The organism is Streptomyces longwoodensis, assembly GCF_001514125.1.
GTDB lineage: Bacteria > Actinomycetota > Actinomycetes > Streptomycetales > Streptomycetaceae > Streptomyces > Streptomyces longwoodensis.
This window is the reverse complement of sequence record NZ_KQ948550.1, coordinates 607,105-631,928: the sequence shown is the minus strand read 5'-3', so window position 1 is coordinate 631,928 and position 24,824 is coordinate 607,105. Positions and strand designations below refer to the sequence as shown.

General features: G+C 75.4%; 9 protein-coding genes. 6 read left to right on the top strand and 3 right to left on the bottom strand.

The features are described 5' to 3' along the window. Window positions 1-29 precede the first annotated feature (29 nt). From AQJ30_RS07620 to AQJ30_RS39750, 5 genes are all read left to right on the top strand, one after another. Entirely contained in the window at window positions 30-8,798 is an 8,769-nt protein-coding gene (locus tag AQJ30_RS07620; RefSeq protein WP_067230212.1) for a type I polyketide synthase, read from the top strand. Then, window positions 8,798-14,218 carry a type I polyketide synthase gene (locus tag AQJ30_RS07615; RefSeq protein WP_067230209.1) on the top strand — a complete coding sequence of 1,807 codons (5,421 nt, stop codon included), beginning with the start codon at window positions 8,798-8,800 and terminating at the stop codon, window positions 14,216-14,218. Before AQJ30_RS07620 ends, AQJ30_RS07615 begins: the two co-directional genes overlap by 1 nt. A gap of 108 nt (window positions 14,219-14,326) precedes the next feature. Next, window positions 14,327-15,994 (top strand): NAD(P)/FAD-dependent oxidoreductase, encoded by a 1,668-nt coding sequence (locus AQJ30_RS07610; RefSeq protein WP_067230206.1) that lies wholly within the window; start codon window positions 14,327-14,329, stop codon window positions 15,992-15,994. 10 nt (window positions 15,995-16,004) lie between these two features. Next, entirely contained in the window at window positions 16,005-18,386 is a 2,382-nt protein-coding gene (locus AQJ30_RS07605; RefSeq protein WP_079083906.1) for a hypothetical protein, read from the top strand. 289 nt (window positions 18,387-18,675) lie between these two features. Beyond that, window positions 18,676-19,473 (top strand): TetR/AcrR family transcriptional regulator, encoded by a 798-nt coding sequence (locus AQJ30_RS39750; RefSeq protein ID WP_067230203.1) that lies wholly within the window; start codon window positions 18,676-18,678, stop codon window positions 19,471-19,473. A gap of 120 nt (window positions 19,474-19,593) precedes the next feature. Here AQJ30_RS39750 and AQJ30_RS07595 read toward each other — a convergent pair whose 3' ends face one another. From AQJ30_RS07595 to AQJ30_RS07585, 3 genes are all read right to left on the bottom strand, one after another. After that, window positions 19,594-20,613, bottom strand: a complete 1,020-nt coding sequence (locus AQJ30_RS07595) for a DMT family protein (RefSeq protein ID WP_159052308.1) — start codon at window positions 20,611-20,613, stop codon at window positions 19,594-19,596. Between the two features lie 225 nt (window positions 20,614-20,838). Then, window positions 20,839-22,584: an MFS transporter gene (locus AQJ30_RS07590; protein ID WP_067230199.1), complete on the bottom strand. Its 1,746-nt coding sequence runs from the start codon at window positions 22,582-22,584 to the stop codon at window positions 20,839-20,841. A 264-nt stretch (window positions 22,585-22,848) separates the two neighbouring features. Continuing rightward, the gene (locus tag AQJ30_RS07585) at window positions 22,849-23,400 is read right to left on the bottom strand and encodes a TetR/AcrR family transcriptional regulator (RefSeq protein ID WP_067230197.1); all 552 of its coding nucleotides are present in this window, start codon (window positions 23,398-23,400) and stop codon (window positions 22,849-22,851) included. Between the two features lie 423 nt (window positions 23,401-23,823). On the opposite strand from AQJ30_RS07585, the gene AQJ30_RS07580 reads away from it, so the two are divergent. Beyond that, window positions 23,824-24,824 (top strand): 2-oxoacid:acceptor oxidoreductase family protein (locus AQJ30_RS07580; RefSeq protein WP_425424129.1); only part of this gene is annotated, 1,001 nt, incomplete at its 3' end.

The window sequence follows — 24,824 nt, the reverse complement described above, 5'->3', positions numbered from 1 at the left end:
CGCCCGTCGCACTCCACCAAGGGGGACCCATGCCCGCCCGCAGCGCAACCAGCACCGACCCGGCCATCGCCCTCGTCGGCATCGGCTGCCGTTACCCGGGCGGGGTGGTCGACCCCGAGTCGTTCTGGCGCGTCCTGCGCGACGGCGTCGACGTCATCGGCGAGATCCCGCCCGAGCGCTGGGGGCCGGAGTACGTCAGCGAGGACGGCTCGGCGCCCGGCACCGGCTACTGCCGCTGGGCCGGCGTCCTGCCCGGACTCGACGCGTTCGACGCGGACTTCTTCGGCATCTCCTTCCGCGAGGCCCGCGAGATGGACCCCCAGCAGCGGCTGCTGCTCGAGGTGTCCTGGGAGGCCCTGGAGCACGCCGGACAGACCAAGCCGCGGCTGGCCGGGTCCCGTACCGGGGTGTTCTTCGGCCTGCTCGGCATGGACTACACCCTGCTGCACTCCAAGACCCGGGGCATCCGGACGATCGACCCCTACTACGCGAGCGGCAAGGAGTTCAGCTTCGCCGCCGGCCGCGTCGCCTACACCCTGGGCCTGCACGGACCGGCGCTCGCGGTGAACACCGCCTGCTCCTCGTCGCTGGTCGCCGTGCACCTGGCCTGCCGCAGCCTGGCGAGCGGCGAGGCCGACACCGCCCTGGCCGGCGGCGTCAACGTCCTCGCCAGCCCCGAGCTGTCGGTGTTCATGAGCAAGGTGCAGGCACTGTCGCCGACCGGCCGCTGCAAGCCGTTCTCGGCCGCCGCCGACGGCATCGTGCGCGGCGAGGGCTGCGGTGTCGTGGTCCTCAAGCGCCTGGACGACGCGCTCGCCGACGGCGACCGTGTGCTGGCGGTGATCCGGTCCAGCGCCTTCAACCACGACGGCCGCAGCGCGGGCCTGACCGTGCCCAACGCCTCCGCGCAGGAGGCCCTGCTGCGCGACGCGCTGACGCGGGCCGGGGCGAACCCCGAGCAGGTCGCCTTCGTCGAGACCCACGGCACCGGCACCCCGCTCGGCGACCCGATCGAGGCGTACGCCCTCCAGCAGGTGTTCGGCCCCGGCCGGCCCGGCGACCGGCCGCTGCGCATCGGCTCGCACAAGGCCAACTTCGGTCACACGGACGCCGCCGCCGGGGTCGCCGCGCTCATCAAGACCGCCCTGACCGCCCAGCACCGGCTGGTGCCGCCCCAGTTGCACCTCGGCACGCCCAACCCGGCGATCGCCTGGCAGGACGGCGGCCTGAGCATCTCCGCGGAGGCCGTGCCCGTCGAGGCGGGCGAGGACACCCTGTTCGGGGTCAGCGCCTTCGGCCTGAGCGGCACCAACGCGCACGTCCTGCTGTCCCCGGCACCCCCCGGCCCCGCCGACGGCACCCCCGAGGCCCCCGCCGGGCAGGGACCCCGAGTGCTGCTGCTGTCCGGCTCCACCGAGACCGCGCTGCGCGAGCGGGCCCGCGACCTCGCGGACACCCTGGAGGACGAGAAGCCGCTGGCCGACGTGCTGCACACCGCCGCGGTCCGGCGCACCCACCACGAGACCCGCGCCACGGTCGTCGGCGCCGACGCCGGGGAACTGCGCGCCTCCCTGCGGGCCCTCGCCGGGGGCGAACCCGACGAGCGGACCGTCACCGGCACCGCCGAGCCGCGCCGCCGCCACCGCACCGTGTTCGTCTTCTCCGGACAGGGCACGCAGTGGCAGGGCATGGGCCTGGACCTGTGGGACCGCGACCCGGTCGCCGCGGCCTCGCTGGAGCGCAGCGACGCCGTCCTGCGGGAAGCCGGCCTGCCCCCGCTGCGCGAGCTGCTCGCCGGGGGCGACCTGACCGCCACCGACCTCGCGCAACCGGCGCTCGTAGCCCTGCAGTTGGCGCTCGCCGACGTGTGGCGGGCGCGCGGCCCGGCCCCGACCGAGGTGATCGGGCACAGCCTGGGCGAGATCTCCGCCGCCGCCTGCGCCGGCGCCCTGGACCAGCGCACCGCGCTGCGCCTCGCGGTGCTGCGCGGCCGGATCATGGCCGCCGCCGCGGGCACCGGACGGATGCTGGCGGTGGCGCTGCCCGAGGACGAGGCCCTGCACACCGCCGAGGGCACCGGCCGGCCGGTCACCGTCGCCGCCGTCAACGGCCCGGCCGCGACCGTCCTCGCCGGGCGCGAGGAGGACCTGACGGCGATCGCCGACCTGCTGCGCGAGCGCTCGGTGTCCGCCCGCTTCGTCCCCGGCGACTACGCCTTCCACAGCCCCGCCATGGCGCCGTACGCCGAGCGGCTGCGCGCCGAGCTGGCCGACCTGCCGCCGGTCCCGCGCCCCGCGTCGTTCGTCTCGACGGTGGCGCCCGAGGACCCGCCCGCCGTGCTGGACGCCGCCTACTGGGCGGCCAACGTGCTGCGCCCGGTGCGGTTCTGGCCGGCCGTGGCGGGCCTGCTCGCCGACCGGGGCGCCGACTTCGTGGAGATCGGCCCGCACCCCACCCTGGTGCGGCCCCTGAACGACGGGCTGGGCCGGCTGCGCCGCCAGGGCGTCGCGGTGGGCTCGCTGCGCCGGGACGCGGAGGGCCCCGCCGCGCTGCTCGCCTCGCTCGCCGAGCTGCACTGCGCGGGCGCCGAGGTCCGCTGGGACGACCTGGTGCCCGGCCGGCTCACCGAGCTGCCCCGCCACCCCTGGCAGCACGAGTCGTTCTGGCTGCCCGGCATCACGCCCGGCACCCAGTACGCGCCGGGCGCGGTGCCCGAGGGCGCGGTGCCGGCGGCCCGGCTCGCCTTCCAGCTCCTGGACCCCGAGGGACGTCCGGCGGGGCCCGCCCGACAGGTGGACCTCACCGGCTCCCCCACCGACGGGCCGCTCCCGGGCGGCCCCACGACGCCGGCGGACACCCCCTTCGCCGCCGGTGACCTCCCGGCCACGGCCCCGACCCCCGACGGGGCCGGCCGGGACGTCGACGCGTCCGCCGCCGACCCCGCCGGGAGGCGGAGCGGGGTCGCGGCGGACGCCTCCCCCACGGCCGCCGGACCCCGGTCGGACGCCTCCCCCGCGCCCGCCGGCCCCGGGCCGGACGCCCCGTCCACCGGCGCCGGGCCCGCCCCGGTGTCGCCCGAGCGGCGGCGCCGCGCGCTGATGCGGCGCACCTCCGAGGTGCTCGCCGCGGTTCTCGGGCAGGACCCGGCCCGGCGCATCCCGCCCCGGCGCGGCTTCGCCGACCTGGGCCTGGACTCGCTGACCATCGTGGAGTTCGTGGACCGCCTCGGTCTCGAACTCGGCCTGGACATCCCGCTGTCGACTCCCTTCGAGCGGCCCTGCCTGGACGAACTGGTCGACCACCTGCTGCCGTCGGTGCTGGAGCGCGAGGCGCGGGCGGCCGAGGCGGACGCGGTCCCGGCCGAGGCCACCGCCGGGGCGGCAGCGGCAACGGCAGCGGCCGCCGACGCCACCCCCGCCCCCGCCGCGGCTCCCGCGCCCGCCGACGACCCCATCGCCGTCGTCGGCATGAGCTGCCGCTTCCCCGGCAGCCCCTCCGTGGACGCCTACTGGCAGCTGCTCACCGACGGCCGCGAGGTCATCCGCGACGTCCCGCCCGACCGGTGGGACGGCAAGGCGTTCCTCGCCGACGGCGCCTGGACGCCCGGCACGATGACCTCGCTGCGCGGCGGCTACCTGGACGACGTGCGCGGCTTCGACGCGGCGTTCTTCCGGGTCTCCCCGCGCGAGGCCCGCAGCCTCGACCCGCAGCACCGGCTGTTCCTGGAGGTCGCCTACGAGGCGCTGGAGGACGCGGGCGCCACCCGGGACAAGCTGCGCGGCTCGGCCACCGGCGTGTTCGTCGGGATGAACAGCAACGACCACTCCCAGCACGTCGGCACCCGGCTGGAGGAGGTCGACCTGTACTACGGCACGGGCAACTCCTTCGCGGGGGCGGCCGGACGGCTGTCGTACTTCCTGGGGCTGACCGGTCCCAGCATGGCCGTGGACACCGCCTGCTCCTCCTCGCTGACCGCCGTGCACCTGGCCGTGCAGAGCCTGCGCTCCGGGGAGAGCGACCTGGCGGTGGCCGGCGGGGTCAACGTGATCCTCAGCCCGGTCATCCCGGTGTCGGTGTCGGCGGGCGGCGCGCTGTCGCCGTCCGGGCACTGCCGCACCTTCGACGAGGCGGCCGACGGCTACCTGCGCGGCGAGGGCTCGGGCGCCGTCGTCCTGAAGCGGCTGTCGGCCGCCCTGGCGGACGGCGACCGGGTGTACGCGGTGCTGCCCGGCAGCGCGGTGAACCAGGACGGCGCGAGCAGCGGGCTGACCGTGCCGAACGGCACCGCGCAGAAGGCGCTGATCGAACAGGCGCTGCACCAGGCCGGGCTGACGGGTCGTGAGGTGGGGTACGCCGAGGCGCACGGCACCGGCACCCCGCTGGGCGACCCGATCGAACTGCGGGCCCTGGCCGCCGCGTTGCGCCCCTCCGGTGCCGACGGAGCACCGCTGGTGGTCGGTTCGGCCAAGCCGAACATCGGGCACCTGGAGGCGTCGGCCGGCATGGCCGGGCTGATCAAGGCGGTGCTGTCGGTGCACCACGGGCGGATCGCCCCGCACGTGGGCGTCACCACCCGGCCCACCGGCCAGGTCGACTGGGACCGGCTGGGCCTGCGGATCGCGGCGGGCAGCGGGTCCTGGCCCGAGCCGGACCGGCGCCGGATCGCCGGGGTCAGCTCCTTCGGGTTCACCGGCACCAACGCGCACGTCCTGGTCGCCGAACCGCCCGGCCCCGCCGCCCTGCCGCCGGCCGCGCCGGAGACCGCCGAACCCCCGGAGCGCTTCGCGCTGCCGCTGTCCGCCGCCCACGATTCCGCGCTGCCCGCCGCCGCCCGGCAGTACCTGACGCTGCTGGAGACGGCGGGCGCGCGGGACCTCGCCGACCTGGCGTACACCGCCGGGGCGCGCCGCAGCCACCTGGAGCAGCGCGCGGTCGCCGTGGGCCGGGACGTCGTCGCGGTCCGCTCGGCCCTGCGCGCCCTGGCCCGCGGGGAGGAGCACCCCGGGGTGCTCACCGGTACCGCGGACACCGCCCGGGGCTGCGTGTTCGTCTTCTCCGGCTTCGGCTCCCAGTGGGCCGGCATGGGCCGCGCCCTGCTGGAGAGCGAGCCGGTCTTCCGGGACGCGGTGCTGGCCTGCGAGGAGGAGATGCGCACCCGGATCGGCTGGTCGCCGCTGGCGTCGCTGCGCGGGGAGCCGGACAGCCGGCCCTTCGACGAGGGCATCCCGCAGGAGCTGATCTTCGCCGTGCAGGTCGGCCTGGTCGCGCTGTGGCGCAGCTGGGGCGTGGAGCCGTCGGCGGTGGTCGGGCACAGCATGGGCGAGGTGGCCGCGGCCTGGGCGGCCGGGGTGCTGACGCTGGGGCAGGCCGCGGAGATCCTGTGCCTGCGCTCGCGGCTGCTGGACACCCTGGTCGGCACGGGCGGTTCGGTGGTCGTCGGGCTGGGCCGCGAGGAACTGGCGCCCTACCTGGTGCTGTACGAGGACAAGCTGGGCATCGCCACGGTCAACGGCCCCCGTACGACGGTCGTCGCGGGGGACGTGGACGCGCTGGCGGAGCTGACCGAGGAGCTCACCGAGGCCAACGTGTTCGTGCGCCGGGTGAAGGTGCCGGTCGCCCCGCACTCGCCGCTGATGGACCCGCTGCGGGTGCGGCTGGAGGCGGGCCTGGCCCACCTGGTGCCGTCACCGGCGCGGATCCCCTTCTACTCGTCCGTCACCGGCGGCGAGCTGGACGGCACCGAGCTGACCGCCGCCTACTGGGGCCGCAACCTGCGCGACACGGTGTGGTTCCAGGACGCGGTGGGCGCGGTCGAGGACGCCGACGAGCGGGTGTTCGTGGAGATCTCCCCGCACCCGCTGCTCGTGTCGGGCGCCGAGGAGTCCCTGGCGGCGGCCGGCGCCGGACGCCCGCTGGTGCTGCCCTCGCTGGTGCGCGACGAGGACGAGGTCGGTGCGCTGCTGACCACCCTGGGCGGGCTGCACGCGCACGGGGTGCCGGTCGACTGGGCGGCGTTCGCGGGACCGGGCCGCCGGGTCGTGGACCTGCCGGCCTACCCGTGGCAGCGCAAGGAGCACTGGCTGCCCGAGGCCCCGGCGGACCGTCCGGACGCCCGGTCCGGTCTGGTCGGCGCGCCGGTCCGCCCGGCGCACGCGCCCTGGACGGCGCTGCTGCCGGTGACGGTGGACGGCACCCGCAGCCCCTGGCAGACGGCGTCCGACGGCTCCCGTACGACGGTGTCGGCGGCGGCGCTGCTGGAGGCGGCGCTCGCCGCGGCGGCCGCCACGGGGTCGGCGGCGCCCGCCCTCGGCGGGGTGCGGTTCGGTCCGGCGCCGGACACCGACGGCGACGGCCGGACGGCGCTGCAGGCGGTGGTCGACACCCGGCAGGGCAGCCTGGTGCTGCGGGCGACGGCCGAGAACGCGCCCCACGAGGCCGCCCTGACGGCCGAGTTGGACGACGGCTTCCCCCAGGGGCTGCTGCGTGAGCCGGCCCGCGCCACCTGGGCGGACCTCGCCGACGACGAGCCCCTGCGCGCCGAGCTGTCCGAGGCGCTCCCGGGCACGCTGATCGAGTCGGCGGGCAGCGGCCGGGGCGAGGCGGAGGCGGCCGTACGGCTCCCCGACGGCGCCTCGCGCCACCGGCTCCCCGACCAACTCCTGGCTTTGGCAGTACGGTTGACGGCCGACGGTGCCCGGACGCGGCCGGTCGCCCTCGCCTCGGTGCGGGTGCGGGCGGCGGTCGACGGCACCGTACGGGTCCGGCGTGGCCCGCTGCGCGCGGGCGGCGACGGCACGGTCGAGGCGGACCTCGTGGTGCTGGACGCGGCCGGGCGGGCCGTGGCGGAGCTGACCGGGCTGCGGCTGGCGCCCATGGAGCCGCCGCGCGCGGCGGACGCGGGCGCGGACCGGCTGGAGAGCATGCTCTACCGCATGGTGTGGCGGCCGGCCGAGCGCCACGCGCCGCCGCGCGACGACTCCCCGGCCGCGGCCCGCCGCTGGCTGGTGTGCGGCGACACCGAGCACCTGGCCGGCGCGGTCGCGGAGCACCTGCGCGCGGCGGGCTGCGACGTGCGGCGCGTGCGCTCCACGGCGGCGTGCACCGCGGGCGGCCCGCACGACCTGGTCGTCGACCCGGCCGACCGCGACGCCTGGGACACGCTCCTCGGCGTGCACGCCAACGAGCCGACCAGCGCGCTGGTGGACCTGTGGCCGCTGGAGGACCTGGACTCGCGCCCCGAGGGCTGGCACGCCACGGTCGCGCTCACCGCGGCCCTGGCCGACGCCGGGGGCAGCGTGCCGCGGCTGTGGCTCGTCACCCGCAACGCCCTGCTGCCCACCGGGCACACCGGCTACCCGGACGGCTCCCAGGGCGGCCACGCGGGACTCGGCCGCACGCTGGCCATGACCCGCCCGGACGCCTGGGGCGGCCACGTGGACCTCACCCACGGCAGCGCGGAGGAACTGCGCACGCTGACCGACCGGTTGCTGGGCGCGCCCGGCGACGAGCACGTGCGCATCGAGCACGCGCGGGCCTGGACCGGCGCCCTGGTGCGGGCCGAGGCGCCCGCGGCGACGACCCGGCGGGCGCTGCCCGCGGACCGCTGGCACCTGGTGACCGGTGCGGACGGCCCGCTGGCCCCCGCGGTGGTGGACTGGCTGGCTGCGGCCGGGGCCCGGCGGATCGTGCTGGTGGACACGCGGCCCGAGCCGGCCGGTGGGCCCGACCGGCTCGCCGCCTGGCGCGCCGGGGGCCTGGAGGTCCGGCTCGCCGCCACGCACGGCACCCGCGAGGAACTCGCCTCGCTGGTCGAGGGGTTGCGCGCGGACACGGGCATCGCGGGCGTGGTGTGCGCGGGCGCCCCGGGGGCGGCCGTACCGCTGGAGGAGACGACCACCGAGGTGCTGCACGCGGCGCTGGACCGGGCCGCGACCGCCGAACTGCTGCACCGACTCACCGTGAAGGACCCGCTCGGGCTGTTCGTGCTGCTGGGCTCGGTGCCCGGCACCTGGGGCGGCGCCGTGACCGGGGCGACCGCGCCGTCCGACTGGGCGCTGCGGGCGCTCGCGGCCCGGCGCCGGGCGGGCGGGCTGCCGGTGGCCCACCTGGAGCTGATGCCGCTGACCGGCGGCGAACTCCTCGACGAGCGCACGACGTTACTGCTGAAGTCCAGCGGCATCGCCCCGCTGACCGAGCAGGACCTGGTGGCCGCGCTGGACCGGCTGGCCTGGGACCACACCGTGCACACGGCGGTCGCCGACATCGACTGGGGGCTGTTCCGCACCGCGCTGGGCGACGCCCCGCACCGGGAGCTGTTCGCCGCGGTGCTGGGCGGGGCCGCACAGGTCGACGGCACCGAGTTCGTGGCCTCGCTGGAGGGCCTGGACCCGGAGCGGCGCCGGGACCGCACGCTGGACTGGGTGTGCTCCCAGGTGGCCGCCGTGCTCGGCCTCACGGAGGACGAACTCCGTTCCGACCAGGGCTTCTTCGAGCTCGGCATGGACTCGGTGATGTCGCTGACGCTGCGGCTGCGGCTGGTGCGGGCGCTGGACGTGGAGCTGTCCTCGACGGTCGCCTTCGAGCACCCCACCGCCGACGCCCTCACCGCGCACCTGCTGGAACGGCTCGGCTTCCCGGTGCGGGAGTCCGAGGGGGCCGCCGCACCCGAGGACGCCCCGGACGCGCCCGCCGCGGCCGGCACCCACGACGCACTCGACGAACTGGACGACGACGAACTGCTGCGCCAGTTGGAGGCGGAGATCTCCGACGCACAGAACTTCGGTCTTGAGGAGAGCTGATGACCAAGAGCCACGCCGAGCAGCCGAGCCAGGACGTCCTGCGCGGCCGGCTGAAGGACTCCCTCGGCACCATCCGCACCCTGCGGGCGCGGGTCGAGGAGTTGCAGCGCCCACAGCCGCTCGCGGTGATCGGGCTCTCCTGCCGGCTGCCGGGCGGCGCGGGCCCGGAGGAGTTCTGGCAGTCGCTGGCCGACGGCCACGACTCCACCGCGCCCTTCCCCGAGGAACGCCACGCCGTGGAGGGCTTCTACCACCCCGACCCCGACCACCCGGGCACCGCCTACACGCTGGCGGGGCACTTCCTCGACGGCCCGGTGGACACCTTCGACCCGACCGTCTTCGGCATCTCGCCGCGCGAGGCGGCCGGCATGGACCCGCAGCAGCGCCTGGTGCTGGAACTGGCCTGGGAGGCCATGGAGAGCGCCTGCCTGCCGCCCACCGAGCTGGAGGGCAGCCGGGTCGGCGTGTTCCTCGGCGCGAGCACCAGCGACTACGTGCGGATGCGGCAGCAGAAGGGCTCGATGGCCGACGTCGACGCCTACCAGCTGATCGGCGAGCCGAGCTTCCTGGCCGGACGGGTGTCCTACACCTTCGGCTTCCAGGGGCCCAGCATGGTCATCGACACGGCGTGCTCGTCGTCGCTGGTGGCGCTGGAGCAGGCGGTGCTGTCGCTGCGCTCGCGGGCCTGCGACATGGCGCTGGTCGGCGGGGTCAACCTGATGCTGTCTCCGTACGGCTTCGTGCTGGTCAGCAAGTTGCGGGCGCTGTCGCCCGACGGCCGCTGCAAGACCTTCGACGCCTCGGCGGACGGGTACGCGCGCGGTGAGGGCGGCGCGCTCTTCGTGCTGAAGCGGCTGGCGGACGCCGAGGCCGCCGGGGACCGCATCCTCGCGGTGGTGCGCGGGGTGGCCACGGAGCACGACGGGCGCAGCAGCGGCCTGACCGTGCCGAACCCGGCCGCCCAGCAGAACGTCATCACCTCCGCGCTCAAGGACGCCGGGGTCTCCCCCGCCGAGCTGTCGTACGTCGAGGCGCACGGCACCGGCACCCAGCTGGGCGACCCGATCGAGCTGACCGCGCTGAACGCCGTCACGGGCCCGGGCCGCCCGCAGGGCCGGCCGCTGCTGGTCGGCTCGGTGAAGACCAACATCGGCCACCTGGAGCCGGCCGCGGGCGCGGCGGGCATGCTGAAGGTGGTCCTGGCCCTGCAGAAGGGCGAGCTGCCCCGGCACCTGCACCTCAACGAGCCCAATCCGCAGGTGCCGTGGGACGGGCTGAACCTGAAGGTGACCACGGAGAAGACCGGCTGGCCGTCCGGGCCGCGCGTCGCCGGGGTGAGCAGCTTCGGCGCGAGCGGCACCAACGCGCACACCGTGATCGCCGAGGCCCCGCAGCCGGCTCCGCGCGCCGGCACCCCGCGCACGGTGGGCCTGCTGACGCTGAGCGCCAACACCCCCCAGGCGCTGCGGGCGATGGCGACGACGTACGAGGAGACGGTGCGCGACGCCGACCCGCGGACCCTGTCGGACATCTGCTACTCGACGCACATCGGCCGGGCCCGGATGCGGCACGGCCTGTCCGTGACCGGTGACGCCGGGCAACTCGCCGAGGGGCTGCGGGCGTTCGCGGCCGGGGAGCGGGCGGAGCAGGTGGGCGTGCACGGCCCGACGGGCGCCAAGGCCCGCCGGGTGGGCTGGATGTTCACCGGGCAGGGCTCGCAGTACGCCGGGATGGCGGCCGGACTTGCCGCGTCCGAGCCGGTGTTCGCCGAGGCGCTCGCCGAGTGCGTGGCCGCGCTGGACGCGCACCTGCCCGAGCCGCTGGGCCCGGTCCTCGCGGGCGGCGCCGACGACGAGCGGATCAACCGCACCGGGTTCACCCAACCCGCGCTGTTCGCCGTGGAGTACGCGCTGGCCCGGATGTGGGAGGCGTGGGGCGTCCGGCCGGCCGCGCTGATCGGGCACAGCCTCGGTGAGATCACCGCCGCCTGCGTGGCGGGCGTGCACTCCCTGGCGGACGCGGCCCGGCTGGTGACGGCCCGGGCGCGGCTGATGGAGGCGCTGCCCGAGGGCGGCGTGATGGAGACGCTGGTGTGCGACGAGGAGACCGTACGCGCCGCGCTCGCCGAGGCGGGCCCGCTGCCGGGCACCTCGGTCGCCGCGGTCAACGGGCCGACGGACGTGGTCCTCTCGGGCCCCTGGGAGGAGGTCGACAAGGTCGTCGCGCTGCTCGCCGGGCGGGGCGTCAAGCACCGCAGGCTGTCGGTGTCGCACGCCTTCCACTCCCCGCTCATGGCACCGATGCTCCAGGAGTTCCGGGCGGTCACCGAGACGCTGACCTTCCATGAGCCGAAGTACCCGATCGTCTCCAACGTCACCGGCCGCGAGTGGGGCCCCGAGCAACTGCGGCCCGCCTACTGGTCCGAACACGTCCTGGCGCCCGTGCGGTTCTACGCCGGCGTCACCGCCCTGTACGAGACGGGCTGCCGCACCTTCCTGGAACTGGGCCCGGCGCCGGTGCTGCTGGGGCTCGGGGCGCGCTGCCTGCCGGAGGAGGGCGTGGCCTGGATCCCCTCGCTGCGCCGCGACCACGACGACGCGCACATCGTCGGCCAGGCCCTGGGCGCCCTGCACCACCGCGGGGTCCCGGTCGACTGGAACGCGGTGCACGCCGCCGAACAGCCGCGCCGCACCGACCTGCCCAGCTACCCGTGGCAGCGCGAGCGGTACTGGTTCAACGACGACGAGCAGGCGGGCCTGCCCCGGACGCTGCCCGCCGACGACGCGCCGGGCGCCCTGTTCGAGGGGCACCTGCTGTCCGGGCCACCGACCTTCTCGCCCGACCTCGACGAGCTGCCCGAGGTGTTCACGCTGACCGGCCAGGACGGGCGGCGGCAGGTCTCGGCGGGCGGCTTCTGCAACTGGGCGCTGACCGGCGCCGCGAAGCTGCCCGGCGCCCAGCCGCGGCTGGTGGACCGGTTCGTGGTGGGCGAGCCGCTGCGCGTCGACCCCGGTCACCGGCCCGCGCGGATCCGGGTGTACGTGCTGCCGCAGGACGACGAGGGCCGCTCGCTGTTCCTGTGCTTCTCCCGGCAGGGCGTGGAGTCCGCCGAGAGCGGCAGCTGGCGGCTGCACGCCCGCGGTGTCCTGGTGCGCCGCCCGCCGGCGGACGCGGGCGGCGACCTGGACGCCGTACGGGCCCGCTGCGCGCCGGTCGACCCGGCCGCACTGAGCGTGCCCGACTGGGCGGCGCCCGTGCTCACCGAGGTCTACCAGCGCCGCGGCGAGGTCCTGGCCGAGGTCAACCAGGCCGCCGAACGGCTGCCGCGCGGCGCCCTGCTGGACCTGACGCTGGGCCTGCTGCGCCAGTCCGAGCACGCCCCCCGGCCCGGTGCCGCGCCCGCGCCGACCCCGGTGCCGTCGGGCACCCGCCGTTACGTCCACGGCTGGCTGGACCCGGCCGACGAGGACGGCGGGCTGCGCGGCGGCCTGGAGATCCTGGGCGCCGACGGCAGCGTGCTCATCGCGATGCGCGACGTACGTCTGCGCCCCTCGGCCCAGCCCGCGCCGGAGGTGCCGCGCACGCTGCGCGAGGAGACCGTCTGGCAGGAGGAGTGGCGGCCCGTCGACCCGGCCGGCTTCCAGGAGCGCGACCTGGGCGGGCGGCGCGTCCTGCTCCTGGGCGGCGCGGACGCGGCGCCGGGCGCCGCCGAGCAGCTCGGGCTGCGCGGCGCCGAGGTGACGCTCGCCCCGGCCACCGTGCCGTCCGTGGCGGACGCCGCGTCCTACGACCACGTCCTGCTGCTGTCCGCCCTGGACCTGCCGGCCGGGGACTGCGACGCCGAGGCCGTCGGGCGGGCCCGCACGGACGGCGAGCACGTGTTCCTGGCCCTGCTGAAGGGGCTCGCGGCCGCCGAGGCCACGACCCGGGTGTGGGCCGTGACCCGCGGCGCCCAGTGGACCGGCCCCGAGCAGCGCGCGCTGTGCCTGGCGGCCGGCCCGCTGTGGGGCCTGGGCAAGGTGGCCGCGCTGGAGCACCCCGAGCTGTGGGGCGGGCTGCTCGACCTGGACCCGGCCGGGTCCGCCGACGAGGCCGCGCAGATCGCGGCCCTGCCCGCCACCGAGACCGTGGAGGACCTCAGCGCCCGGCGCGGCGGCCGCATCCTGGTGCCCCGCCTGGTCGCGGTGCCCGCCGCGGACGCCGAGCGCCCGGCGCCGCGCCTGAGCGACCTCGGCAGCTACCTGGTCACCGGCGGCCTCGGCAGCCTCGGTCTGCTGGTCGGCGAGTGGCTGGCGCGTTCCGGCGCGGGCACCGTCGTGCTGGCCGGCCGCAGCGGGCTGCCGGAGCGGGCGCGCTGGGACGAGGCCGGGCTCGACGACACGACGGCCGCGCGCATCGCCGCCGTCCGCCGCATCGAGGACCAGGGCGCCGACGTCCGGGTGGCGGCGCTGGACGTCGCCGACGAGTCCGCCGTGCGCGCCCTGACCGACCAACTGGCGCTGGCCGGTCGGCCGTTGCGGGGCGTGGTGCACGCGGCGGGGCTGTCCGAGCCGCAGTTCCTGCGCGAGTCCGACCCACAGACGTACGACCGCTGCCTGCACCCCAAGGCGGAGGGCACCTGGGCGCTGCACAGCGCCACCGCCGACGCGGAGCTGGACCTGTTCGTGTCGTTCTCCTCGATCGCCTCGGTGTGGGGCTCGCAGCACCTGGCGGGCTACTCGGCGGCCAACGCCTTCCTGGACTCCTTCGCGCACTGGCGCCGGCTGCGCGGTCTGGCCGCGACGACGGTGAGCTGGGGTCCGTGGGGCGCCCGTTCGGGGCTCGCCGACGACGAGGTGATGGCGTTCCTGCGGTCCATCGGCCTGCACCAGCTCAACCCGGAGCACGCGCTGGAGCTGCTCGGCGAGGCGATCGCCGACGACGTGGCGCACCGCACCGTGTGCTCGGCGGACTGGACGCTCTTCCGCGACCTGATGGAGGCGCGCCGGGAGCGGCCGATCCTGCGGGAGATCCGTTCCGCGCCGCCGGCCGACGCGCCCGCCGACGACGAACCGGGCGTCCTGGGCGCCAAGTTGATCGGCCTGAGCCGAGCCGACCGGCTGGCGACCCTGAGCGAGTACCTGCGCGCCCAGCTCTCCTCGATCCTGCGCATGGAGCTGGAGCCGCTCACCGAGGACACCCGCCTCGCCGACCTGGGCCTGGACAGCCTGATGGTGATGGAACTGATCAGCCGCTGCCGGGACGACCTGCGCCTGGAGATCAGCAGCCGCGACTTCTTCGCCTGCCCCGGCATCCACTGGGACGCCTTCCTGCTCGACCTGTTCGAGAAGGAGCACCCCTCGCGGGACGGCGCAGCGCGGGAGACCGCGGGGGCGGCCCACGGCTCCCCCGACGCGCCCGCGGACCGGCCGGCCGCCTGACCGGTCCGGGGTCCCGGCCGGCGCGCCGGGACCCCGCTCCTCCCCCACGCACGAAGGCCCCCCACGCGCGCACCACAGATCCGCCTCGACTCTGGAGGAACGAGCATCATGCAGCAGACGCCCGCGTCCGGCCCGCCCGGTCCGGCGGACCACGACGTCGCCATCCTCGGTGCCGGCATCGCCGGTTCCATCCTCGCGGCCATCCTGTCCCGTCACGGCGTGAAGACCGTGCTGATCGACGCGGGCACCCACCCGCGCTTCGCCGTGGGCGAGTCGACGATCCCCTACACCTCCGTGATGCTGCGCATCCTCGCCGCGCGCTACGAGGTGCCGGAGATCGCCCACCTGAGCCACTTCTCCACGATGCGCTCCAAGGTGTCGTCCAACTCGGGGCAGAAGCGCAACTTCGGCTTCGTCTACCACCGCGAGGACCGCGCCCAGGACCCGCGCGAGATCAACCAGTTCGTGATCCCGGTGGCGCTGTCCACCGAGTCGCACATGTTCCGCCAGGACGTCGACGCCTACATGTTCAACGTGGCGCTGCGGTACGGCACGACCCCCCGCCTCAACACCCGGGTCACCGACGTCGACGTCGACGGCTCCGGCGTCACCCTCGGCGTGGCGGACGGCCCCGCGATCCGCGCCCGCTACCTGGTCGACGCGGGCGGCCACAACTCGCCGCTGGCCCGCACCTTCGGGCTGCGCGACGAGGTGCCGCAGCAGCGCACCCACTCGCGCACCCTGTTCACCCACATGATCGGGGTGCGGCCGTACGACGACTGCCCGGCCGGCCTGAAGCACGACAACCCCAGCCCCTGGCACCAGGGCACGCTGCACCACGTGTTCGACGGCGGCTGGGTGTGGGTCATCCCCTTCGACAACCACCGGGGTGCCACCAACCGGCTGTGCAGCGTGGGCCTCACCCTGGACCCCCGCAAGCACCCGAAGACGGACCTCGCACCGGAGCAGGAGTTCGCGCAGTTCTTGGAGCGGTTCCCGGCGATCGCGCCGCAGTTCCGGGACGCGCGGGCGGCCCGGCCGTGGGTGTCGACCGGACGCCTGCAGTACTCCTCCGGCAAGGTCGTCGGCGACCGCTGGTGCCTGACCTCGCACGCGGCCGGCTTCGTCGACGCGCTGTACTCGCGCGGCCTGACCAACACCACCGACGTCGTCAACTCCCTGGCCTGGCGGCTGATCGACGCCGTCAAGGACGACGACTTCTCCGCGGAGCGCTTCGCCCACGTGGAGACGCTGCAGCAGGGCCTGGTACGGGCCCACGACGACGTGGTGTCGTCCTCGTTCACCTCGTTCCGCGACTACGGCATGTGGAACGCCACGTTTCGCATGTGGGCGCTCGGCACGGTCCTGGGCACGCTCAACGCCCAGGACGCGCTGGTGCGTTTCCAGCGCAGCGGGGACCACCTCATCTGGCGCGAGCTGGAGGCCCAGCCGCACCCGGGCGCGCTGTTCCCGGCGAGCGTCGGCTTCAACAAGGTCACCGAGGCCGCGTGGGCGGCGTGCCGCGACGTCGAGGCCGGGCTGATGACACCGGACCGGGCGACCGGCGAGCTGTTCGACCTGCTCCAGGACGACAGCTACGCACCGCCGCCGTTCGGCCTGCACGACCCGGACAACCGCTTCTACAACCCCAGCCCGCCGCGCATGCTGCGCACCATGCGCTGGGCCCGCCACGGCTCGGCGGCCCCCGACACCGGCCCCATCGTCGCCGGCGCCCTCGGCGGCTTCCTCCGCTCCCGCCTCCACCGCAACGGCTGAGGAGTGCGCGATGTCCGAGAACAGCAAGGGAGCCGGGGCCGACGGCAGTTCGGGTGAGCCGGCGGGCTCGGACGGCAGCATCGGCGAAGGCGCGGGTGGCCCGGGCGCGGGTGCCGGTGTGCCCCGTGCCGCGGGCGTGCCCGCGCCCCGCGGTCGCCGCCGGGTGACGCCCAAGGACCTCCTCGCCCGGCAGGCGCGGGCCCAGGCCCGCACCCCCGAGCCCCCGGGCCCGGGCCCCGCCTGGTGCGAGGGGGCGGAGACGGTCGGCGCGGCAGAGTCCGCACTGCCGCCGGACCCGGCCGAGGAGGCGGTGCGCGCGGCGTCGGGACCCGCACCGGCCCCGGCTGCCGCAGCCCGGGCGGCCGACCGCACCCCCGGACGCCGCCCGGACGGCGACCGTTCCCGTCCCGCACCCGCCCACGGCGACCGGCCCACCTCGGCACATCCGGACAGCGACGGCTCCACCCCCGCACACCGCGGCGACGACCGCTCCACGCTCGCACGCACCCACGGCGACCGCCCCACCCCCACAGGCCCCGCCGGCGACCGCCCCGCACCACCCACCGTGTCCGGCCCGGGCCCCGCACCGCGCCGGACGACCGCTTCCGATCCACAGGAAGGACCCCGTCCGATGGCGACGGCATCCCCCGAGCCACAGGCTCACGGCACCCGACCACCGGCGGGCGGGACGCGGGCGTCCGCGCCGGACACCGGTACCGCACCGGTCTCCGACGGCGCCCCGCGCCCGGCCCGCGCACCCGGTCCCGCCCGGAACGTGCCCCGGCACAAGATCGCCGTGCTCGGCGCCCACCTCGGCGGGGGCATGCTCGCCGCGGTCCTGGCCCGGGCCGGCATCGACACCGTGCTCGTCGACTCGCCGCACGACGCCGACGTACCGGCGGGCGAGACGACGGTGCCGTATACCGCGGAGGTCTTCGAACTGCTCGCCCGGCGTTACGACGTGCCCGAACTGTCGGCGCTCGGGCACTTCGGGGAGCTGCCGGAGGACGTGCGGCGCACCTCGGGCGTGAAGCGGAGCATCGGCTTCGTCTACGCCCGCCCCGGCAGCCGGGTGCGCCCGCACCAGGTCGTGCAGTTCAACGTGCCCAGCGAACACGGCGAGTCGCACCTGTACCGGCCGGACGTCGACGCCTGGGTGCACCGCCTGGCCGTGCGGCACGGCGCGAAAGCGGCTCCCAACCGCCCGGTTGTCACGGAAGTCACCGGCGAGGCGGGCGACTTCGTCGTCGAGCTGGCCGACGGCAGCGCGGTGGGTGCCGAGTTCGTGGTCGACATGTCCGGCCCCGACGCCCCGCTCCTGGACCGCCTCGGCCCCGAGCCCGCGCTGCGCCCGCTGCGGCACTCCTCGCGGGTCCTCACCGCGCACCTCAGGGGTGTGCGCCCGCTGGAGCAGCGGGTGGACCCGGGCGCGGGCGGCACGCCCTGGACGGGCGGCACCACGCAGGTCGTCTTCCCGGGCGGCTGGATGCAGCTGGTGCCGTTCGGCGAGGACCGCACCGGGGAGGGCGCGCTGACGAGCGTCGCGGTGAGCCTGGACGCCAAGCAGTGGCCGCAGCGGTCGGCCTCCCCCGAGGAGGACTTCCAGCACCTGGTCCGCCAGTTCCCGGATCTGGCCTGGCAGTTCGCCGGGGCGAGCGCGGTGCGCCCGTGGGCGAGCGCCGAGTCCTGGCAGTACGCGGCCACCCGGACCGTCGGCGACGGCTTCGTCGTCCTCGACCGCTCCGCCGTGCGCTGCGACTTCACGCTCTCCCGGGACGTGACCCTGACCGCGGAACTCGTCCACGAGGCGGCCGCCCACCTGATCGCGGCGGCCCGCGACGGCGACTGGTCGGCCGAGCGGTTCCGTCCGCTGGAGACGTTCCAGGCGACGCTGATCGAGCACGGCGAGCGGCTGCTGCGCTCCGCCCTCACCGCGACCGGCGACTTCCGGCTGTGGAACGCGTTCTGCCGGGTGTGGCTGCTGCACTCGATGTTCGCGGCCCTGTCCCTCAAGCGCGCCCGCAACGACGCCCTGGCGACGGGCGACCGCCCCGACCAGTGGCGGGAGTTGGGGCGCCACCGGGGCGCCGGCCTGTGGTTCCCGGTCTACGCCGGCTTCGTCGCCCTGTTCGACGACACGGACCGCCTGCTGCGCCAGGTCGCCGACCAGCGGCTCGCGCCGGGGGCCGCGGCGGAGCGGATCTTCGGCCAATTGCGCACGGCCTCGTTCGTCCCCCCGCTGTTCGGCTTCGGCGACCCGGCCGACCGCTACTACAACTTCACCCCCCTCAAGCGCCTCAAGGTGCTGCTGTGGGCGAAGCGGCGGGCGCCGCACATGGTGCAGCGGGTGCTCACTCCCGGCGCCACCGTGCTGCCCAGCGTCGAACGCTGACCGACCGGTCGGCACGGAGCCGGGGCCGGCCGGGGTACCGGGGCCGCCGTCCCGCGCGTCACCATCCGGACGCGCGGAACGGCGGCCCCGGCCGCGTCCGGCGGCGGCTCGCGCCCGTCCCGGCGCGGGGGGCGGTCGGGATCCGGCCAGCCGCCCCGCCGCGCTCCTGGACACCCGCGCGGCCCACCGGAATGCTCCCTACCTGGCAGTCGTCGCATGTGAGATGCTGATAGCGTAGATTTCCACGCATCATGAATTACCTGTCGGAGCGAGATGTCGGAGGGCCCCCATGAGCTCGGAAGGCGGGATCCCCGACCCGCACCGCGACGCCCCCCGCGGCCGCGGCGCCCGGGGTCGCGGGCGACGGCCGACGCGTGGCGGCGGACGCCGGCCGGGGCAGAGCGACACACGGGAACAGATCCTCGGCGCCGCGCTGGAACTCTTCGCCACCAAGGGCTACTCGGGCACCACCATGCGCGGGATCGCCAAGCAGGCCGGCGTCGACCCGGCGCTGATCCACCACTTCTTCAGCAACAAGGAGGGTGTCTTCCAGGACGCCGTCGCCGCCCGCGTCGACATGGCCGCCCTCTTCGACTCCCTCGACGAGGAGGACCTCGACAGCGTCGCCAAGCGCCCCGGCGCCTGGGTGGCGCGGACCTTCCTCTCCTACTGGGAGGACGCCGCGACCCGTCCGGCCCTGGTCGCGGTCTACCGCGCGGGCCTGTCCGACGAGGCCGTGGCCCACGTCTTCCGTGAGCGCATCGAGGACGCCTTCGCGACGTGCCTGCGCCGCATCGTCCCCCAACACGCCGACCGGGCCCCGGCGTTCGCCTCGCTGGTCTCCGCCCAGCTGGCCGGCCTGGTCATGCTCCGCTACGTCCTCCAGGTCGAGCCGCTGGCCTCCCTGGACTTCGACGAGCTCATGGACTGGCTCACCCCGTCCCTCGAGGTCCACTTCGACCGGGCGGCCCAGGAGGACGGGGCGGACGCGGCCGACGGGGTTGACGGGGCCGACCGGGCCGACGGAGTTGACGGGGCCGACGGGGTTGACGGGGCCGACGGGGCCGACGGCACGGAAGAGGACTGACGCGGCCGGCTCCGGCGCGGCGTGACCACCGGCGCCCGCCCCGCGCTGAAGGAGCGCGGGTGGCTCAGCCGAGGCAGCGGCAGCGCGGCGGGCGGCCGGGCGAGCACCGCGGGCCCGTGCTCACGAAGACCCCGACGCCGCCGCCGTGTCGGCCCCCGAGCCCGCCCCCGCACGGGAGACGGCGGCCGACTCCGTGAAGGGACCCGCCGCCGGCTCGGCGGCGGGAGCGGGCACCTGTCGCGGGCCACCGCCCTGCCCCCGGCCCGCCTCGCGCCGCCCGTCCCCCTGGTCGCTCTCCCGGGCCTCGGCCCGGGCCAGGACGCACACCCCGCACCCCGCGGCGACCGCCGCGACCAGCGCGGCGAGGGCGGTGCCGAGGTCCGTCGGGTAGCGGTCCCCGAAGACCACGCCGATGAGCGTGGCGAAGACCGGGTTGACCAGGGTGACGGTGGCGAGCGGCGCCTCCAGGCCGCCGCGGTAGCCGAGTTGGCACAGCGCCAGGCCCGCGGGCGCGAGGCAGACGACACCGGCACCGGCGAGCAGCGCCGGCCACGGCAGGCCGCCGTCGACGCGCCGCAACAGCCCGTCGCCGTCGGCCAGTTCCAGCACGGCGACCTGCGCCAGCGCGGACGCCGCCGCGAACGCGACCCCGGCCGCCGCCGCGTACCACAGGCTCGCGGCCGGTCCCCGCCGCGTCACCCCGGCCGCCGCCGTGGTGACCCCGAGGACACCGGCGGTCAGCAGGACCGCGCCGAGCAGCGCGCCCGTGTCCGGCGCCCGGTCGGAGCCGGCCGAGCGGGTGAGCACCAGCAGTCCGGCGACCCCGGCCACCGTCAGCGCCGTACCCCGCCACTGCTCGCCGCTCATCGGGCTGCGCAGCAGGGCGGCCGACAGCACCGGCGCCGCGACCAGGGTGAGCACGCCGAGCATCTGCACGGCGACGAGGCTGCCGTAGCGCAGGGCTGCCGTGTGCAGCAGCGCGCCGAGGGCGTTGAGCAGCAGGGAGGTCCACCAGATCCCCGAGCGCCGGTACCCGCGCGCCCCGGGCAGCGCGGTCCGCGCGGCGGCACCGCGTTGGGCGACGGCCGCGGCGGCGTAGACGAGCGCCGACACCGTACCGAGCAGCAGAACGGCCATCACGGGCCTCAGCGTCCTTTCACCGGTTCACCGGTCCCACCGGTCCACCGGGGGGAGGGTGCGCGGACAGGGGCGGTACGCCGGGACGGGGCGCGACGGGACACGGCACGCCCGGGCCCGGCGGACCCGCCGTGGTCCGGGTGCCCCGCCACCCCGCGCACACCCGTGCCGGGGCGCCCCGCCGACGAGGCACCCCGGCACGAGCGGGCCGGCACGGTCCGCCGGCGCTCACGCCCCGCCCGGGACGTCCTGGACGTCCTCGGGGCGGATCTTCGGCAGGGCGAGGACGAGCAGGCAGGACAGGCCGAAGCAGCCGATCTGCCAGTACACGACCTGCTCGAAGCTGTCGGAGAAGTTGGCCTTGCGGGCCTCGGGCACGGCCTTGGCGAGCACCGCGGTCTGCACCTTGTGCTTGACGTCCGCCGGCATCGGGTTGGTCGCGAGCTCCTTGTTGATGCGCGCGCAGCTCGCCGGCGTCCGGGTGAGGTCCTTCTGGTTCATCTTGTCGTGGAAGCAGGTCTGGAACCCCTGCGCGATCTGCCCCTGCTGCTCCTGCGGGACCCCGGCGGCCGCCAGGTCGGAGCGCAGCCGGGGCACCGCGGTGTCGCTGGCGCCGTCGGCGTTGGAACCGAGCAGGCCGTAGAAGAGGATGCCCGCGACGGCGATGCCGATGGCGATGCCGACCTGCTGGACGGTGGCGACCATGCCGGACGCGGAACCGGCCTCACGGGAGCGGATGCCGGCCAGGATGATCCCGGTGCACGGCGCCAGGAAGAAACCGCCGCCCAGGCCCGCCACCATCAGCGACGGCACCAGCTGGTAGCCGTGCAGGTCCGTGCCGGCCCAGTGCACCGTGGCGATGACGCCGGACATGCCGACCAGCAGCAGGCCGGTGCCGAGTGCGAGCGTCTTCGTGCCGAGCCGCTTGACCACCGCGGCGGACCGGGCGGAGCCGATCGCGATGAACGCGGCGAAGCCCAGGCTGACCAGGCCCGCGGAGATCGGGGTGTACCCGAAACCGATCTGCAGGCTCATGATGAAGGTCATGAAGAACGACGGGATGCCGGCGAAGAACACTACGCTGATGAGGAGCCCGACGGTGAACGACCGCTCCCGGAACAGGCTGGTCGGCACCAGGGGCGAGCGGTCCGCGAGTTTGGACAGCTTGTTCTCGTAGACGAAGAACTCGGCCAGCAGCAGCGGGCTGAGCACCAGCAGCACCAGGCTCCAGCCCGGCCAGTCGTGCTCCCGGCCGATGACCAGGGGCAGGATCAGGCTGAACAGGCCGGCGGTGAGGATGCCCGCGCCGGTGACGTCCAGCCGGCGGGCGCCGGCCGCCGAGGATTCGGGGATCTTGACCAGGCCGAACACCAGGGCGACCAGGCCGACCGGCAGGTTGACGTAGAAGATGGCCCGCCAGTCGGTGCCCATGATGTCCAGGTCGATCAGCCAGCCGCCGAGCACCGGTCCGAGGACGGTGCCGAGGCCGACCGAGGCGCCGTACATCGCCAGGGCCTTGGGGCGCTCCTCCTTGGAGAAGGTGACCTGGAGGATCGACAGCACCTGGGGGAACATCAGGCCGGAGCACAGGCCCTGGAACACCCGGGAGACGATCAGGAAGGTCGAGTTGGGGGCCGCGCCGCACAGCGCCGAGGCGATGGTGAAGCCCAGCATGCCGATCAGGAAGACCTTGCGGCGGCCGTGGATGTCGCCGAGCCGCCCACCCGTCACCAGGGTGCAGGCGAACGCGAGCGAGTAGACGGCGACGACGAGCTGGATCTCGGCGAAGGTGGCGCCGAGATCGCTCTGCAGCGAGGGCAGCGCGACCATCGTGATGGTCGTGTCCAGCATCTGCATGAAGATCGCGGACAGCGTGACCGCGAGGACCACCCAGCGAGCGGCGTAGGCCGCAGCCGGACCGGGCGAAGTGCCGGGCGGGTCAGCCGCCTTGGCGCCCACGTCGATCGATTCCATGTTTCCTCCTTGGGCCCGCTGCCCCGTCGGCAGCGCCCATCCGGCTATTTCACTCTCCAATGAAGTCTACGAGCAATGAATTAAGTGCCGCAAGCCGAGGAGGACACGATCCGGACACCGAACGTCCGTTCAACATCGCGGGGCTGGCGGCGAGTTGACCTGGCTCGCCCCGGCCGCGCACAGCACCGCGGGCGGGAGGACACCCCTGCCCGCCCGCCGGGACGTTCCCGCACCGGCGCCCGCCCCCGGGCGCCCCTCGCCGCCTCAGGCGTCGGGCCCGTCCGCGCCGAGCAGCGCCCCGACAACGGGCGCCAGGGCGTCGACGGCCGCCTCGCCGCCCTCCTTGAACAACGTCTCGTCCAGCAGTCCCATGTGACGGGACGTCATGACGCCGATGAACAGGCTGCTGACCAGCCAGACCCGGACCTCGTCGGGCCCCGAGTCGGCGACGTCGCGGGGCAGCAGGGCACGGCTCATCCGCTCCCTGGCGACCGGCAGGTCCAGCACCGAGCGCAGCACGCCGAGGATGCGCCGCCCCTGCACGGGGTCCTCCCAGTCGGCGACCGCGTGCCGCAGCAGCCACTCCGCCGCCCCGGCGTCCCCGCGGCGCAGCGCCTCCCGCAGGACCTCGGCCGGCCGCACCGTGTCGGCGACGACGGCGCTGAAGAGCGCCTCCTTGGAGTCGAAGTAGTGCGGCACGAGCGCCGGGTCGCAGCCGGCGTCCGCCGCGATGGCGCGGATCGAGGTGTTGCGGTAGCCGAGTTCGGCGAACAGGTCCGCGGCGGACCTCATGATCGCCTGACGGGTGTCGGACAAGCCTTTCGCTTCTGCCACAGCGGAACTTCCTCTCGTTCCCGAGTCCCCCGCAGGACGCGTGCGCGCCCGGCATCGGCAAGGAGCCGCAGCGTGGCACCGCCCGCAGCGACCCCTCCGAGACAGGAATTCACCTTGGCGTGAACTCTACGCTCCGTGACTTCTGGGGTCAAAGCTTAGACACTCCCCCGCCACCCGGGACACCCCTTCCGACCAGGCACGATGTCAGTGAAACCCGGACCCGGCCGCCATGCGCCGTCCGGGCGGTCAAACCCGGACGCACCCCACCCACGCAATTCAACGCCCATTGAAATAAGTCCGGGATCGCCCTACGCTCGCCGACGGGCGCCCGCCCCTTCGTCCATGTGACGACCGCGCGGCCGAGACGGCGCACGCGCGTTGAGCCCACGGGAGAGGCACTTGCCGGTGACGTATCAGACACAGCAGCTCGGCCGGGTCGTCATTCGCTTCTCGGGCGACTCCGGCGACGGCATGCAGCTGACAGGAGACCTGTTCACCTCGGAGACGGCGTCGTTCGGCAACGACCTCGCCACGCTCCCCAACTTCCCCGCCGAGATCCGCGCCCCCGCGGGCACGCTCCCCGGCGTCTCGTCCTTCCAGCTGCACTTCGCCGACCACGACATCCTCACCCCCGGGGACGCGCCGAACGTCCTGGTCGCCATGAACCCCGCCGCACTGAAGGCGAACATCGCCGACGTGCCGCGCGGCGGCGAAGTCATCGTCAACACCGACGAGTTCACGAACCGGGCCCTGCAGAAGGTCGGTTACGCCGCCTCCCCGCTGGAGGACGGCTCGCTGGACGGCTACCACGTGCACGCCGTGCCGCTGACGACGCTGACGGTCGAGGCGCTCAAGGGCTTCGGGCTGAGCCGCAAGGAGGCCGAGCGCAGCAAGAACATGTTCGCGCTGGGGCTGCTGAGCTGGCTCTACCACCGCCCCACGGAGGGCACGGAGAAGTTCCTGCGCACGAAGTTCGCGAAGAAGCCGCAGATCGCCGAGGCGAACATCGCGGCGTTCCGCGCGGGCTGGAACTTCGGTGAGACGACGGAGGACTTCGCCGTCTCCTACGAGGTGGCGCCGGCCGCGCAGGCGTTCCCGGTGGGCACCTACCGCAACATCTCCGGCAACCTGGCGCTGGCGTACGGGCTGATCACCGCCTCCCGCCAGGCCGACCTGCCGCTGTTCCTGGGCTCGTACCCGATCACCCCGGCCTCGGACATCCTGCACGAGCTGAGCCGGCACAAGAACTTCGGCGTGCGCACCTTCCAGGCCGAGGACGAGATCGCCGCGGTGGGTGCCGCCCTGGGCGCCGCGTTCGGCGGGTCGCTCGCGGTCACGACGACGTCCGGCCCCGGCGTGACCATCAAGCAGGAGACCATCGGCCTCGCCGTGTCCCTCGAACTCCC